This is a genomic window from Geminocystis herdmanii PCC 6308 (assembly GCF_000332235.1).
In the GTDB taxonomy this organism is placed as follows: Bacteria; Cyanobacteriota; Cyanobacteriia; order Cyanobacteriales; family Cyanobacteriaceae; genus Geminocystis; species Geminocystis herdmanii.
In genome coordinates, this window is sequence record NZ_CM001775.1 from 1,654,460 (window position 1) to 1,668,266 (window position 13,807).

General features: G+C 33.8%; 16 protein-coding genes. 11 read left to right on the plus strand and 5 right to left on the minus strand.

Features of this window, described 5'->3' with window-relative positions; genetic code table 11:
- Positions 1 to 157 precede the first annotated feature (157 nt).
- Positions 158 to 514: a dihydroneopterin aldolase gene (gene folB, locus SYN6308_RS08300; protein WP_017293975.1), complete on the minus strand. Its 357-nt coding sequence runs from the start codon at positions 512 to 514 to the stop codon at positions 158 to 160.
- A 256-nt stretch (positions 515 to 770) separates the two neighbouring features.
- Between folB and SYN6308_RS22125 the strand changes: the two genes are divergently transcribed.
- Positions 771 to 1,046, plus strand: a complete 276-nt coding sequence (locus SYN6308_RS22125; RefSeq protein ID WP_017293976.1) for a hypothetical protein — start codon at positions 771 to 773, stop codon at positions 1,044 to 1,046.
- A gap of 179 nt (positions 1,047 to 1,225) precedes the next feature.
- On the opposite strand, the gene SYN6308_RS08315 is transcribed toward SYN6308_RS22125, so the two are convergent.
- From SYN6308_RS08315 to bchI, 3 genes are all read right to left on the minus strand, one after another.
- The gene (locus SYN6308_RS08315; protein WP_017293977.1) at positions 1,226 to 1,723 is read right to left on the minus strand and encodes an HNH endonuclease; all 498 of its coding nucleotides are present in this window, start codon (positions 1,721 to 1,723) and stop codon (positions 1,226 to 1,228) included.
- A gap of 136 nt (positions 1,724 to 1,859) precedes the next feature.
- Positions 1,860 to 2,153, minus strand: coding sequence for a ferredoxin (locus tag SYN6308_RS08320; protein ID WP_017293978.1), 294 nt, complete (start codon positions 2,151 to 2,153; stop codon positions 1,860 to 1,862).
- Positions 2,154 to 2,793: 640 nt separating this feature from the next.
- Positions 2,794 to 3,864 (minus strand): magnesium chelatase ATPase subunit I, encoded by a 1,071-nt coding sequence (bchI, locus tag SYN6308_RS08325; RefSeq protein ID WP_017293979.1) that lies wholly within the window; start codon positions 3,862 to 3,864, stop codon positions 2,794 to 2,796.
- A 767-nt stretch (positions 3,865 to 4,631) separates the two neighbouring features.
- Between bchI and SYN6308_RS08330 the strand changes: the two genes are divergently transcribed.
- The 10 genes from SYN6308_RS08330 (at position 4,632) to SYN6308_RS08370 (ending at position 12,404) form a co-directional block, all read left to right on the plus strand.
- The gene (locus SYN6308_RS08330) at positions 4,632 to 4,814 is read left to right on the plus strand and encodes a CsbD family protein (RefSeq protein ID WP_017293980.1); all 183 of its coding nucleotides are present in this window, start codon (positions 4,632 to 4,634) and stop codon (positions 4,812 to 4,814) included.
- Positions 4,815 to 4,971: 157 nt separating this feature from the next.
- Positions 4,972 to 5,346, plus strand: coding sequence for a hypothetical protein (locus tag SYN6308_RS08335; protein ID WP_017293981.1), 375 nt, complete (start codon positions 4,972 to 4,974; stop codon positions 5,344 to 5,346).
- 39 nt (positions 5,347 to 5,385) lie between these two features.
- A complete protein-coding gene (locus tag SYN6308_RS08340) occupies positions 5,386 to 5,859 on the plus strand; it encodes a CsbD family protein (RefSeq protein ID WP_017293982.1) in 474 nt (157 codons plus the stop codon).
- A gap of 89 nt (positions 5,860 to 5,948) precedes the next feature.
- Positions 5,949 to 6,101 (plus strand): lmo0937 family membrane protein, encoded by a 153-nt coding sequence (locus SYN6308_RS24500; RefSeq protein WP_144051413.1) that lies wholly within the window; start codon positions 5,949 to 5,951, stop codon positions 6,099 to 6,101.
- A gap of 32 nt (positions 6,102 to 6,133) precedes the next feature.
- Positions 6,134 to 6,559, plus strand: a complete 426-nt coding sequence (locus tag SYN6308_RS08345) for a YggT family protein (RefSeq protein WP_017293983.1) — start codon at positions 6,134 to 6,136, stop codon at positions 6,557 to 6,559.
- Between the two features lie 162 nt (positions 6,560 to 6,721).
- Positions 6,722 to 7,891: a DUF4214 domain-containing protein gene (locus SYN6308_RS22130; protein WP_017293984.1), complete on the plus strand. Its 1,170-nt coding sequence runs from the start codon at positions 6,722 to 6,724 to the stop codon at positions 7,889 to 7,891.
- An 87-nt stretch (positions 7,892 to 7,978) separates the two neighbouring features.
- Complete coding sequence (locus SYN6308_RS08355; protein ID WP_017293985.1) at positions 7,979 to 9,631, plus strand: alpha-amylase family glycosyl hydrolase; 1,653 nt, start codon at positions 7,979 to 7,981, stop codon at positions 9,629 to 9,631.
- Between the two features lie 60 nt (positions 9,632 to 9,691).
- Positions 9,692 to 10,726 carry a pyruvate dehydrogenase (acetyl-transferring) E1 component subunit alpha gene (gene pdhA / locus SYN6308_RS08360; RefSeq protein ID WP_017293986.1) on the plus strand — a complete coding sequence of 345 codons (1,035 nt, stop codon included), beginning with the start codon at positions 9,692 to 9,694 and terminating at the stop codon, positions 10,724 to 10,726.
- A gap of 285 nt (positions 10,727 to 11,011) precedes the next feature.
- Positions 11,012 to 11,476, plus strand: coding sequence for an NUDIX hydrolase (locus tag SYN6308_RS08365; RefSeq protein WP_017293987.1), 465 nt, complete (start codon positions 11,012 to 11,014; stop codon positions 11,474 to 11,476).
- A 70-nt stretch (positions 11,477 to 11,546) separates the two neighbouring features.
- Positions 11,547 to 12,404, plus strand: a complete 858-nt coding sequence (locus SYN6308_RS08370) for a hypothetical protein (RefSeq protein WP_017293988.1) — start codon at positions 11,547 to 11,549, stop codon at positions 12,402 to 12,404.
- A gap of 176 nt (positions 12,405 to 12,580) precedes the next feature.
- Here SYN6308_RS08370 and SYN6308_RS08375 read toward each other — a convergent pair whose 3' ends face one another.
- Positions 12,581 to 13,750, minus strand: coding sequence for an LL-diaminopimelate aminotransferase (locus tag SYN6308_RS08375; RefSeq protein WP_017293989.1), 1,170 nt, complete (start codon positions 13,748 to 13,750; stop codon positions 12,581 to 12,583).
- Positions 13,751 to 13,807 lie beyond the last annotated feature (57 nt).

Consider the following 13,807-nt stretch of genomic DNA (forward strand, 5'->3'; position numbering starts at 1 on the left):
AATTAATTTGACAAATTTTGGCTCTTTTTATATCACCCAGAAAAACTTCGATCGAGATAGCTTTTAAGAGAATATAAAAATATATTGCCCAAATCAGCCAAATTTGACACATCAAAAAATTAGTAATAATTGACAAATCAGTAAAGTTTTGTAAATTTTATTTACTTCTGGTAATGTCGATCGTAATTCTACCACCAAAATCAGGAATAGGGGGAGAAGGTTTCGACAACTTTACCCTTACCTGAGAGATAGATTCAAATTTTAAAACATCCTCAGCAATTACCTCTGCCAATTTTTCGACTAAAGCAAATTTAGCAGTTTGAATAATATGTTTTACCATGTCAATGGCATGACGATAATCTACAGTATCGTTAATATCATCACTTTTGCCTGATACCTGTAAATCTAACCATAGAGTTAAATCTACTTCAAACCATTGTCCTAATGTTCTTTCTTCTGGTAATAAACCAGTATAACCGTAACTACGAATCCCTGTTACCTCGATACAATCCATATTTATCTGACAATTCAATTAATCTCAATGTTTTCTATGATAAGCGAGGACGCATCTAAATTGGTTGGTAAAGAAAGAAAGATTAGATCGAATTTCCGAGAAAAAATAACATTAGATAGTAAAAGCGATAATTTCTCCTAAAGGCAAAAAAACAATAGCAGAATAGACAATAATAGGTTATGGGTTAAAATAAAACGAAAAAGAGTAGCGGTAAACTACTCCTTATCATTCATATAAAGCTAGAGAACATTTTAACATGGCACAAACAATCGAAGTTAGTTTAATTGACATACTCAATAAGATTGAGGCAAGAATCGAGCATTTGGATAAAAGTATCGATGCTAAAATCGAAAAGTTAGACGTAAAAATAGACGCATTAGAGGATAAATTCGATACCAGAATTGACAAGCTAGAAACTTCTATGAATAACCGTTTTAATACCTTAACGTTAGGGTTTTTAGGTATTTTTGGAGTTTTAACAGGAGGTATTTTGGCTATCTTCAGCAAGGTTGTCTTTTTTCCTAATCTCTAAATAATTCAAAGTAGCTTGAAATATAGCTACTTTTAAAAAGACTAAGATGTGAAGTACCTTACACTGCTCTATGGGTGTAAACCTTACACTGCTCTATGGGTGTAAACCTTACACTGCTCTATGGGTGTAAACCTTACACCCCTACTCCGAACTCAATCTAAGCTGTATTGTCTATTTCTTTAAATTCCAATGACATATTTTCGCCATTCATGATCAACATTATCTTTGATAGATTTAGCAATCTCGAAATGAAGACTACTATAGGGTTTTCTTGGTTGCTGATGCAGAGGCATTTGTGCTTCTTTGGGGGTGCGATTTCCTTTTTTAATGTTGCATCTCACACAGGCGGCAACTAAATTTTCCCAAGAGTCACCTCCACCCCTCGATCGAGGTATAATATGATCTAAAGTTAGTTGATCTCCTCGATAACTACAATATTGACAAGTATTTTTGTCTCTTTCAAAAACATTTCTTCTAGTTAAGGGAATATCTTTATAGGGTACTTTCACATAATGACGTAACCTAATGACAGAAGGGAAAGGAAAAGTTTGACAAATGAAGTTGTTGTGATGTTCTAATTGTTCGGCTTTGCCTTTAATTAACAGGATAACCGCCCGTTTCCAGCTTGTAATATTGAGCGGTTCGTAGGAAGCATTTAAGACTAAAACTTTACCCATAAAAGCATTACTGTCAATAATTTATTGCTGATGCTAACACAAATTATGGGAAGTTGGAGTTAGGAGTGAGGAATTAGGGAAATAGAAATTAACTATAACCCCAGCCCTTTCTCCTAACAGCAAAGAGAAAGATTAATTAGTATAATTCTTCTTCTTTGTGGGTTTCGATTTTACAGTCAGAGGTAGGATAAGCTACGCAGGTTAAAACGTACCCTGCTTCGATTTGATCATCATCTAAGAAAGATTGATCAGATTGATCTACAGTACCAGAAACGATTTTACCAGCACAGGTAGAACAAGCACCAGCACGGCAGGAGTAAGGTAAGTCGATACCTTGTTCTTCAGCAACGTCAAGAATATACTCATCATCGGGTACTTCGATCGTTTGTTCGCCGTCTTCGGTTACTAAAGTTACGTTATAAGTTGCCATGTTTTTTTCCTTTTGATTTGTGATTTACAAAAAACTAACTGTTACTTACTATTTAAGCAAGTCTAATATGAATAGTAAAGTATAAGTGCCAATAATTATTTACACATTAGAAATGAAATTCTATCTCTTTTTTCTTATAGTTTTTTCTTATAATATAAGTTCAACCTAAATCACTGGTTAAAAAGATTTATATTTTTTATAATTGACTCAAATTAAGGTTTTCTGAGTTTTGAATTCTTTAAGTTAAAATCAAAATAATCAATTGTCGATATTATCTTTACTTATAAAGTTACAAAATAGGAAGGTTGAACATATTTTTCGTAGAGGCGTAAAATTTTACCTCAGTTCGACAGAAGAAAAATGGTGAAGACGAGACAGGTGGACAGGTGGACAAGTGGACAAGTGGACAGGAAGAAAAATTTTCAATACTTGTACATTTTTGAGAGAATTTTATTGATTCACAAGAAATATAATCCCCCTGTCTGCCTGTCTTCCAAGTCAGTTCTCACCAATAATTTTATATCGAACTCAGGTAAAATTTTACGTCTCTACATAAAATGTGGTCGATGCCCATTAGTAGAAGAAGGGTTAAAACCTACGAACAGATGAAAAATATTTTCTGGAGAAGTCTCATGAGTAATTAAGCTACATCTAAACCGAAGACACGGTTAATAGATTTTTCTACTTTGTAACCTGAGTCGATCGATTCTAGGGGGTCTTTTCTGAGACGATGACGCAGACACAAAGGCATTACTCGGCGAATGTCATCTACGGTTACTTCTGTACGCAATTCAAAGGCGGTTAAGGCTTTGGCGGCACGATTAGTCACAATATCTCCTCTTAAACCGTCAATGTCTAATTCTGAGCAGATTTCTGATACTTTTACTCGAATATCATAGTCGATGGAAACTTGAGGTAATAATTCTTGGGCTTGGACTAATTTTCTTTGTAGTTCTTCCTGTTGTTCTTGATATTTAGCTAAAAATTCTTGAGGATTTCGATCGAACTCTCCCCGTTGTTCTACAATTTGCACACGCAAATCTGGCTCTTTCACCGTACGGATTTCGGCGTGCATCCCAAATCGATCGAGCAGTTGAGGGCGCAATTCTCCTTCTTCGGGATTACCTGAACCTACCAACACAAAACGGGCAGGGTGACGAATAGAAATCCCCTCTCTTTCTACGGTATTCCAACCACTAGCGGCGGAGTCTAACAATACATCCACGAGGTGATCATCTAATAAGTTGACTTCGTCCACATAGAGGATACCACGATTTGCTTTAGCTAATAACCCCGGTTCAAAGGCTTTCACCCCTTCCGATAAGGCTTTTTCAATATCGATCGTACCACAAACTCGATCCTCTGTTGCCCCTAAAGGTAAATCGATCATGGGGACTTTTTTTTGAGTTACTTCAAACTGTTGTTGATTCTCGAATTTTTCTCTCACGTCATCTCCCATCATTTCCACATCCGTAGGAGAGGAGTTAAAAGGATCACCTGCAATCACATCAATTTCAGGCAATAAATCCGCTAATGCCCTAATAGTGGTGGATTTGCCCGTACCTCGATCGCCCATAATCATCACTCCCCCGATTTTCGGATCAATGACATTTAGTAATAAAGCAAGTTTCATTTGTTCCTGTCCCACAATAGCGGTAAAAGGAAACACAAGACGACGATTTTTAGGAGGAGCTTGTAAAGTTGCGGTCATAGTTTTATATAAAAAGATTACTGATACTTTTATTTAATAGTGCAATATAAATAAGCATAACTTTTCTATCATATTGTTTTGTTCGATCGCAGTCAATTAAGAATTTAAAAGTAACAAGTAACAAAACAGATTGTTGTGTATTTCACTATAGCATATTTTGTAATGACTGAGGGTTGTTTATCTAAAAATTCCATTGAGTTTTTTATTTTTTCTGAAGTCATCTCATTACTTGATGTCTACCTGAGTTCGATATAAAAATAGGTGAGGGCTGACTCTCGTTGACAGGAAGACAGGCAGACAGGCAGACAGGAAGATTGTATTTCTGGTGAATGAATAAAATTCTCTCAAAAGTACATCAAATATTGAGAATTTTTCTCCCTGTCCACTTGTCCACTTGTCCACCTGTCTAGTTTTCATCATTTTCTTTATGTCGAACTGAGGTGATGTCTGGGAATAATAATTAATTCTATTAAAAATTATCTACATATTTTCTTAACAATCTCTACAGTGTATATAGAGAATAGCTCTTAATATTTTTATTTTTTGCTATGTACAATATCGTACATAAATTAACAAAAATAATAATTAGTATGGAACTTGAATAAGTGAATTTTTCTCATACACTTTGGACGTTAAACATTTTTAATTATTTGGTTAAGAGTTAACTATAACTTTTAACTAAATATTCAAAAAAAGTACTTTAATGTTGAAACAAAAAGCGAAAATTATTTATTTAATAAACTTTCAAAAATAAAAAAAATAAAAAAATGAGTTTAAAAGATAGAGCTAAAGCTACCGCTAAAAATATCGAAGGTAAAATCCAAGAAACTTATGGGGATGTCACTGGAGACCCTAAAAATCAAGCGGAAGGAAAGGCAAAACAAATGGATGCCAAAATCAAACATACTGTTGAAGATGTTAAAGATGAGGCAAAAAAAGCACTTGATTAATTCTAATAAATTAACGGTGTTATAGGAGAGTTTTAAGAGGGAAATAATGGATGCTATTTTTCAATTATTTCCCTAAAATTACCTAATTAAAACTAATAATTGACGAGATATTCAATCAACATTAAACATTAAATAAATCAAATTTTTGGATAATAAAATGATTTCATTAAAACAAATTTCTAAGGCTTTGATCTCAATTAGTTTAGTGTTATTTATTTCCATAACTACAGCTTTAGGTTTTATGGCTGAAAATAGTTTTGCATCAACATTACAAATATCATCTTTAAGCAATCAAATTGCGTGGGGAGATGAAAAGAAAGAAGCTGATGATAAAAATCTTGAGGGTAAAACAGAGATTCAAATGGAAGAATCTCAAAAGTTCGATCGACAAAGTCAAGATGGTGTGAGTAACGCCATTCAAAATCCTGACTATAAACCTGAGGGAAAAACTAAACAGGCAGAGAAGGACGATCGTCAAGCGACAAAAGATATAAAAGCTGAAGCGAATGATGCGATGCTTCCCAATAACTAAACAATTTAATAAACCCAGATCAATTTTTTGGAAAATAACATGATTTTTTTAAAACAAATTCCGCAGTTTTTGCTTACAATTAGCCTCTTAGTATTTATCGCAACGACTAATGTTTTCGGGGTGATGGATGATAATGGTTACGCTTCTAAATTGGGAGTGTCTTCGATGAACCCTCCAAGTAATCAAATAGCTTGGGGTGAACGCTCAAAAGCTGTAACTAAAGATATTGAAGGTAAAACCCAAGAGATGATGGGTAACATGACAGGTGATCCTAAAGATCGACTCATGGGTAAAGCCAAGCAAATGGAAAGCAAAGTTCGTAATAAAACTGAGGATATTAAAGACAGTATGAGCTTAAAAGGTCGAGCAAAAGCTGTATCCAAAAATATTGAAGGTAAAACTCAAGAAACCATCGGCAATATGACAGGTAATACTCAAGATCAAATCATGGGTAAAGCCAAACAAGCGGAAAGTCAAGCTCGTAATACGATCGAAGATATTAAAGGCAATTAAGAGTTAGGAGTTAGGAGTTAGGAGTTAGGAGTTAGGAATTAGGAATGAGAAGAAATACAAAAAATAATCACTTTTTGAGAGGTTAGAAAATGTTGAATTTCATCTGGACTGGTGTTGGTATTTTAATAATTCTGTGGTTATTAGGATTCTCTATAAACGTTGGAGGTAGTTTAATTCACTTACTCCTAGTTTTAGCTCTTATTGGTATTGTTTACAATTTGATGATGGGTCGTCGAATTTAATTTCACAAATATTTCATTAGTAAGAGAAAACAATGAATAAAGATTCATCGGAAAGTAATCTGGATAGACGACAAGAACTTAGACAAGAAGAAGAAGCCTTCTTACTGCAAAAAGAAGAAAGGAAACTGAAAACGGGGCAACGAGATTCCTCCTTTGTTTGGATTCTCAACAGTATTTATATACTAATAGGATTTTTACAAATCTTACTGAGTTTACGCTTCTTCCTCCGTTTAATGGGTGCAAATACCGAAAATAGGTTTGCTCAATTCATTTATGGCATATCTGATGTTTTCATGGTACCCTTTTCCACCTTATTTATCAGCCCCGTTACGGAAGATAGTGCTAATCCTATCGGTGGAGGAAACATTTTCGATCTCAATATCTTAGTTGCGATCGTCGTTTATGCTCTTTTAGGTTGGCTTGGTGTGAGTTTAATTAAATATATCTATGGGCGGTGATAAAAAAATAATCATTTTATGTCATTGCAAGGTAACAAAGCAACCCTTTTCGATTTTGAGTAATAAGTAATGAGGGTGTTAATTCTCAATTCTCAATTCTCAATTCTCAATTCTCAATTCTCAATTCTCAATTCTCAATTCTATACTCTTGGAGTGTTAATCATGAAAACTTCTAATATTCTTTTAACTGGTACTCTATTATCTTTAAGTTTAGTCAGTGCGACTCCCAGTTTTGCACAAAATCAAGAAATTACCTGCGTTATTAATCAGGATATAATAAACTGCCCCGGATATGGTAGTTTTAAGTACCGCAATAACAATAATAATAACAACAATAATAATAACAATAACTTTAATAATTCCCGTTTTGAAAACGAAATTAACAACGTTTATGGTCAAGTTTTAGGACGTAATGCTAACTCTAATGAATTGAGAAATTATAGCCAAAAAATGAATAATCAAAATTGGTCTATAAATCAAGTTCGTCGTGATCTTACTAATAATAATCAAGAATTTAATCAAGTTATAAACAATATCTATCGAGAATTTTTGGGACGCAATGCAGATGCCAATGGATTGCGATATTTTCAAAATTTAATTGTTAATGGTGAAAATATTAATAATGTCAGAAATTCGATCGCCAATAGTGCAGAAGCTAGAAGCAGGAATAACTATGACAATGTTAATAACTCTCGTTTTGAGCAAGATATTAATAATACTTTTGTAAATGTACTGGGGCGTAATGCTACTGCCAATGAATTAAAAAATTATAGCGACAAAATGAATAATCAAAATTGGTCGATTAATCAAGTACGTCGTGATGTTGTTAAAAATAATTCGGAATTTGATCAATTAATCACTAAAATATATCAAGAATTATTAGGTAGAAATACTGATTCGGCAGGATTAGAGTATTTTACCAACTTAATTGTTAATGGTAGAAATATTGATTATGTTAGAACTTCGATCGCCAATAGTCCAGAAGCTATAAAAAGAAAAAATAATAATAATAACAATAACACTCGTACTGAACAAGAAATTAATAATACTTTTATTAATGTGCTAGGACGTAATGCAAACTCTAATGATTTAAAGGACTATACTCAAAAAATGAATAATCAGAATTGGTCATTAATACAAGTACGCCGTGAAGTTGCTAGTACTCCAGAACTTAACCAAGCGATTAATCAAATTTATCAAGAGTTTTTAGGACGTAGTGCTGATGATGGAGGATTACAGTATTTCCAAAATTTAATTATTAATGGAAATTCGATCGAATCTGTTCGTAACGCCATCTATAACAGTCCCGAAGCCACACAAAGAAGACAATAAAGAATGAGGAATGAGGAATGAGGAATGAGGAATGAGGAATGAGGAATGAGGAATGAATAATGAATAATGAATAATGAATAATGAATAATGAATAATTTAATTGAATTTCAACTATTTGCACCCTATAATAAAAATGCCACATTAATGGGATCATTTTCTGATTGGCAAGAAATTTCCATGACAAAAGGTGATGATGGTTATTTTCGCACGTCAGTTTCCTTAGATGATGGTAGTTATCAATATAAATTTCGTGTTCAATCTCGTAGTTGGTTTTTAGAGGCGGATGAATGGATTGATGTAATTGATCCTTATGCTACAGATATTGATGATTCTTCTCAAAATGCTGTAATTACCATTAAGGAGGGCGATCGAATTGTTGATGAATATATTTGGCTACACGATGAACAATATTTACCATCAGATTGTGAATTAATTATATATGAACTTCATGTAGGGGATTTTTCAGGGGGAGAAAAAGATAACAAAGCCCGTGGCAAATATCAAGATATTATCGAAAAACTCGATTATCTGTGGGAATTAGGTATCAATGCTATTGAGTTAATGCCCGTGAATGAGTATCCGGGAGATCATAGTTGGGGTTATAATCCTCGTCATTTTTTCGCCTGTGAATCAAGTTACGGCAAAACTTCAGACTTAAAAAACCTCATCGATTTATGTCATGAAAAAGGAATCCGTGTCATCTTAGATGCTATTTATAACCACTCAGAAGCAGAAGCCCCCTTAACCAAAATTGACTATGATTATTGGTGTCATCACTCACCCCGTGATCCTGATAATAACTGGGGACCTGAATTTAATTACGATTTATATGATGAAACTTTACAAATACATCCCGCTTGGAAATTTATGGGGGATAATCTGACTTTTTGGGTGAAAGAATATCATATTGACGGCATTCGTTTTGATGCCGCTAGACAAATTGCTAACTATGATTTTATGCACTGGATTGTTAAGGAAGGTAAAAAAAACGCAGGGATAAAACCTTTTTTCTCGATCGCTGAGTATATCCCAGAAACCCCTAGTATTACCAATGCAGAAGGACCAATGGATAGTTGTTGGCATGAAAGTTTTTATCAGACAATCATGGCGCATATTTGCGGAGATAGATTTGATTTAGAAAACCTCAAAGATGTTATTGATTGCAAACGACAGGGTTTTATGGGAGCGAGTAATGTAGTTAATTATCTCACTAACCATGACCATAATCATTGTATGGCAGAATTGGGCGATCGAAAGATTTTTTCGGAAGAAGCCTTTAAACGCATTAAATTAGGGGTTGCAATACTCATGACGGCGGTGGGTGTACCATTAATTTGGATGGGGGAAGAATTTGGGGAGTTTAAATATAAAAAACTGGAATCCTCGAAAATCGATTGGCAACTTTTAGACAACGAATTCAATCAAAATTTATTTCAATACTATAAAGGTTTAATTTCCTTACGCAAAAATAATCGTGCGTTGTGGACAGAAAACATTGATTTTTTCCACGAAAATAACGATGACAAAATATTTGCCTATACTCGCTGGAATGAAGAAGGCTCTCGTATTGTCGTGATAGCAAACTTTTCTGATACTTTTCGGGCAGGGTATCAAATTTCTAACTTTCCAGCAAATGGAAAATGGCACGAGTGGACAGGTAATTATGACATAGAATCAGGTGATAATGGTATCACGATCGATTTGGGTACTTATGAAGCTAAAGTTTTAGTATGGCATTAATCATTGTTAATTGTTCATCGATCGCTAATAATAAATTAGAGATAACTAAAATAAAATACTATGGCAACAAAAGAAAGAACTCTCCCTAAATTTGATAACTCTAAAGTTAAAATTACTAAAGAAGAAAGTTTAATTTATTACGAAGACATGGTTTTAGGGCGCTTATTTGAAGATAAATGCGCCGAAATGTACTATCGTGGTAGAATGTTTGGCTTTGTTCACCTCTACAATGGACAAGAAGCCGTATCGAGCGGTATTATCAAATCCTTAAAACCAGATTATGACTATGTATGCAGTACCTATCGAGATCATGTTCACGCTTTAAGTAGTGGAGTTCCTGCCAAAGAAGTTATGGCGGAACTTTTCGGGAAAGCTACTGGTTGTAGTAAAGGGCGTGGTGGTTCAATGCATATGTTTTCAGCAGAACATAAATTATTAGGTGGTTATGCCTTTGTAGCCGAAGGTATCCCCGTAGCAACAGGTACAGCTTATCAAAGTATGTATCGCCGTTTAGCTTTAGGTGATCAGGATTTTGATCAAGTGTCCGTATGCTTTTTTGGGGATGGTGCTAGTAATAATGGTCAATTTTTTGAATGTCTCAATATGGCGGCATTATGGAAATTACCTGTCATTTATGTGGTAGAAAACAATAAATGGGCGATCGGGATGGCACACGATCGAGCTACTTCCCAACCAGAAATCTACAAAAAAGCCAGTGTTTTCAATATGGAAGGTTATGAAGTCGATGGTATGGACTTATTAGCCGTCAGAGAGGTAGCTCAAAGAGCTATAGAGAGGGCTAGGGCAGGAGAAGGTCCCACCCTCATCGAAGCCTTAACTTACCGTTTTCGGGGTCATTCCCTCGCCGATCCAGACGAATTAAGAGACCCCCAAGAAAAAGAATTTTGGAACGCCAGAGACCCGATTATCAAATTTGCCAAGTATTTAACGGAAAATAACATTGTCACTCAAGGCGAATTAGATGCCATTGATAAAAAAGTGCAAAAGACGATCGATGAAGCGGTAGAATTTGCCGAAGCTAGTCCAGAACCCGATCCTAGCGAATTATATCGTTATATTTTCGCCGAAGACTAATCTTTAATGGAGAATGGAGAATGGAGAATGGAGAATTGAAAATGGAGAATTGAGAATGGAGAATTGAAAATGGAGAATTGAAAATGGAGAATTGAAAATGGAGAATGGAGAATTGAAAATGGAGAATGAATAACGTAGGGGTTTAATATATTAAACCCTCCCCCATCAGAAAATAATAACTGTATGTTAATTCTACCTGTCTCCTAGTCTCCTAATCTTTCTGTCCACCTGTCCACCTGTCCACCTGTCCACCTGTCCACCTGTCCACCTTTCCCCCATTCCCTAATGAAGCGTCATTGGCAATTTATTTCAGCCGTATTAAAAATAATTTTCCGTCACCCCATACTAGGGGTAACTCTTGTACCCGTTTTGCCTAATGGTGATATTGTTTTAGTTTATCGCCGTGATACAAAACAATGGAGTTTACCCGGTGGTATGGTGGATTGGGGCGAAGACATACCAACTACGATCGAACGGGAATTGAAAGAAGAAACGGGATTAGATTTAGTGACAATGGGTCGTTTAGTTGGGATATATTCAGCACACGATCGAGACCCTCGTCTTCATTCTATCTCTATACTAATAGAAACCCAAGTAACAGGAGAAATGATGGTAAAAGATACTTGGGAAATTTTGGATGTGAAAGCCTTTTCTAAAGAGAATCTCCCTTTGGGAAATTTAGCCCATGATCACGATCGACAAATTCAAGATTATTTAAGTGAAAATAATCTTAGCCCAAAAATATGTTAGTTAAAATTTAATCATTAATTACCTTTTCTTACTTTAAAATAATTAAATTAATTTCATCAAAAATTTTTATATGACGGGAAAAACTGTAAAAGTTCTTTTTCAAGAAGCAAATGATAATTTTACCCAAGGAAATTATCATCAAGTGGAAAAAATTTGTCGCTTAGTATTAACAGAAAAACCTCATATTATTGAATTTCAAAAACTATTAGAAGAAACCCGTAATCGACTTTGTCAATTAACTTATAGAGAAAATAAATCTCAATTTTCTGCACTAATTGCCATTAACATTCAACCAAATCAACCCATACCCATTTATTTCGACACCATACCTAAATTTAATATTTGTCTTTTTGATTTTACTGGAGAAAATTACCTTCCTAACTTACCCTATCCTATTACTTATTATTTTTCTCAAAAAACCGAAGGAAAAGGAGAAATAATGCAAATTTTATCAGAGAAATTACCTCAAAATTTTTCTTATTATGGTTTTATTGATCATGATATTTTTCTTTCTATTAGTGATATAAATAAAATGTTATTTATTGCAGAAACTTTTAATTTAGATTTGTTTCAACCAAGTTTATCCCTAGATAGTTATGTGAATTTTCCCCATTTATTCCACAAAACAGGTTATTTAATTAAAGAATCAAATTTTGTCGAAGTAATGATGCCTTTTTTTTCTAATTATGGTTACTTAAAAAGCAAAGAATTTTTTTATGAAAGTATTAGTGGTTGGGGAATAGATTTTGTATTTTCTCATAAATTATTTGAAGCTAAAAGAAAAATAGCCATTATTCATGATCTAATTGCAGGGCATAAAAAACCTGTTACATCTATTCATTGGGTGCTATCTAATGACATGAATCCTCATCATGAGTTACATAAAATCAAAAATAAATATCGCCTTAATAACTTTGAAATGTTTTAAGCTAAAATGGATTTTCAAGGGTTATTAAATTAATATGGCAATCCTAAATGATTCGTAGCAAAATAAGCATAACAAATCTAAAAGCTAAGAGCTTAAACCCCTTATATAATAGAAGAAATAATATTAGCAATCATTAGATAAACATTTTAATATTTAATTCTCCCATATCTTATATTTTATTTATTCATAAAAATAGCTATTTTTTCTATTGCTTCTTGTAAAATTTCAGGAGATTTGACTAAGGCAAATCTCACATAACCTTCTCCATTATCACCAAAACCAGCCCCAGGAGACAAAGCCACTCCTGTTTGTTTCACTAATTCTATACAAAAATCGATCGAGTTTTTTTCCCATTGTTTAGGTAGTTTTGCCCATACATATAAAGTTGCTGAAGGTTTCGGTACATTCCAACCAATTTTATTTAATTCGGCTATTAAAAAATCTCTCCTTTCTTGATAAGTTTTGACGGTTTCTTCTACACATTTTTGAGAGGATGTTAAGGCGGTAATTGCACCTTCTAAAATGCCTTTATATTGATTAAAGTCCACTACAGATTTAATCTGTTTTAATGCAGTAATTAATTGAGAATTACCGATGGCGAAACCGATTCTAAAACCGCCCATATTATAGGATTTTGAGAAGGTAAAAAATTCGATCGAAACCTCTTTTTTAGTATCAACTTGTAAAACTGAAGGGGGTTTATTTTCGTCAAAAACAATATCCATATAGGGGAAATCATGGACTAAAACGAGATGATTATTTTTACAAAATTCTACAGCAGACTCAAAAAATTCTAAAGAAGCGGTGGCACTGGTGGGATTATGGGGATAATTTAAAACCATCATTTTTGCCTGATTTAAAATCTCTTGAGGAATCTCATTAAATTGAGGTAAAAAATTATTTTCAGCTAATAAAGCCATAGTATAAATTTGCCCTCCTGCAAGATAAATTCCTCCTGCATGGGAAGGATAGCCCGGATCAAGTAATAATGCGTAATCTCCTGTATTAAGAATAGCTAAAGGTAAATGAGCAGTGCCTTCTTGACAACCAATTAAAGGTAAAACTTCTGTTTGCCAATCCACAAAAATACCGAATCTTTTTTCATACCAATTAGCAACAACTTTTCTAAATTCTGCTGTGCCACCATGTAATAAATAACCATGATTTTCAGTATTATTTAAAGATTGTTCGATCGAACTTATGATATGTTTAGGAGTAGGTAAATCTGATGAGCCTAAAGACAAATCTATAATAGTTTTTCCCTGTAATTTAGCTTCAGTTTTTGCTTTATCCATATCAGCAAAAACATTTTTTTCTAAAGATTTTATTCTTTCTGATAACTGCATAATTTAAGTAAGCATTTCCCATAATTTATAATCTTTATATTATCAAGGTTTGCAACT

Bases quoted from the DNA above. Each gene is read 5' to 3' on its own strand.
- pdhA (WP_017293986.1), top strand. From the start codon at position 9,692: ATGGCAACAAAAGAAAGAACTCTCCCTAAATTTGATAACTCTAAAGTT.
- SYN6308_RS08345 (WP_017293983.1), top strand. From the start codon at position 6,134: ATGAATAAAGATTCATCGGAAAGTAATCTGGATAGACGACAAGAACTT.
- SYN6308_RS08355 (WP_017293985.1), top strand. From the start codon at position 7,979: ATGAATAATTTAATTGAATTTCAACTATTTGCACCCTATAATAAAAAT.
- bchI (WP_017293979.1), bottom strand. From the start codon at position 3,864: ATGACCGCAACTTTACAAGCTCCTCCTAAAAATCGTCGTCTTGTGTTT.
- SYN6308_RS08335 (WP_017293981.1), top strand. From the start codon at position 4,972: ATGATTTCATTAAAACAAATTTCTAAGGCTTTGATCTCAATTAGTTTA.
- SYN6308_RS08370 (WP_017293988.1), top strand. From the start codon at position 11,547: ATGACGGGAAAAACTGTAAAAGTTCTTTTTCAAGAAGCAAATGATAAT.
- SYN6308_RS08365 (WP_017293987.1), top strand. From the start codon at position 11,012: ATGAAGCGTCATTGGCAATTTATTTCAGCCGTATTAAAAATAATTTTC.
- SYN6308_RS08320 (WP_017293978.1), bottom strand. From the start codon at position 2,153: ATGGCAACTTATAACGTAACTTTAGTAACCGAAGACGGCGAACAAACG.
- SYN6308_RS08315 (WP_017293977.1), bottom strand. From the start codon at position 1,723: ATGGGTAAAGTTTTAGTCTTAAATGCTTCCTACGAACCGCTCAATATT.
- SYN6308_RS22130 (WP_017293984.1), top strand. From the start codon at position 6,722: ATGAAAACTTCTAATATTCTTTTAACTGGTACTCTATTATCTTTAAGT.
- SYN6308_RS22125 (WP_017293976.1), top strand. From the start codon at position 771: ATGGCACAAACAATCGAAGTTAGTTTAATTGACATACTCAATAAGATT.
- SYN6308_RS08330 (WP_017293980.1), top strand. From the start codon at position 4,632: ATGAGTTTAAAAGATAGAGCTAAAGCTACCGCTAAAAATATCGAAGGT.
- SYN6308_RS24500 (WP_144051413.1), top strand. From the start codon at position 5,949: ATGTTGAATTTCATCTGGACTGGTGTTGGTATTTTAATAATTCTGTGG.
- SYN6308_RS08340 (WP_017293982.1), top strand. From the start codon at position 5,386: ATGATTTTTTTAAAACAAATTCCGCAGTTTTTGCTTACAATTAGCCTC.
- folB (WP_017293975.1), bottom strand. From the start codon at position 514: ATGGATTGTATCGAGGTAACAGGGATTCGTAGTTACGGTTATACTGGT.
- SYN6308_RS08375 (WP_017293989.1), bottom strand. From the start codon at position 13,750: ATGCAGTTATCAGAAAGAATAAAATCTTTAGAAAAAAATGTTTTTGCT.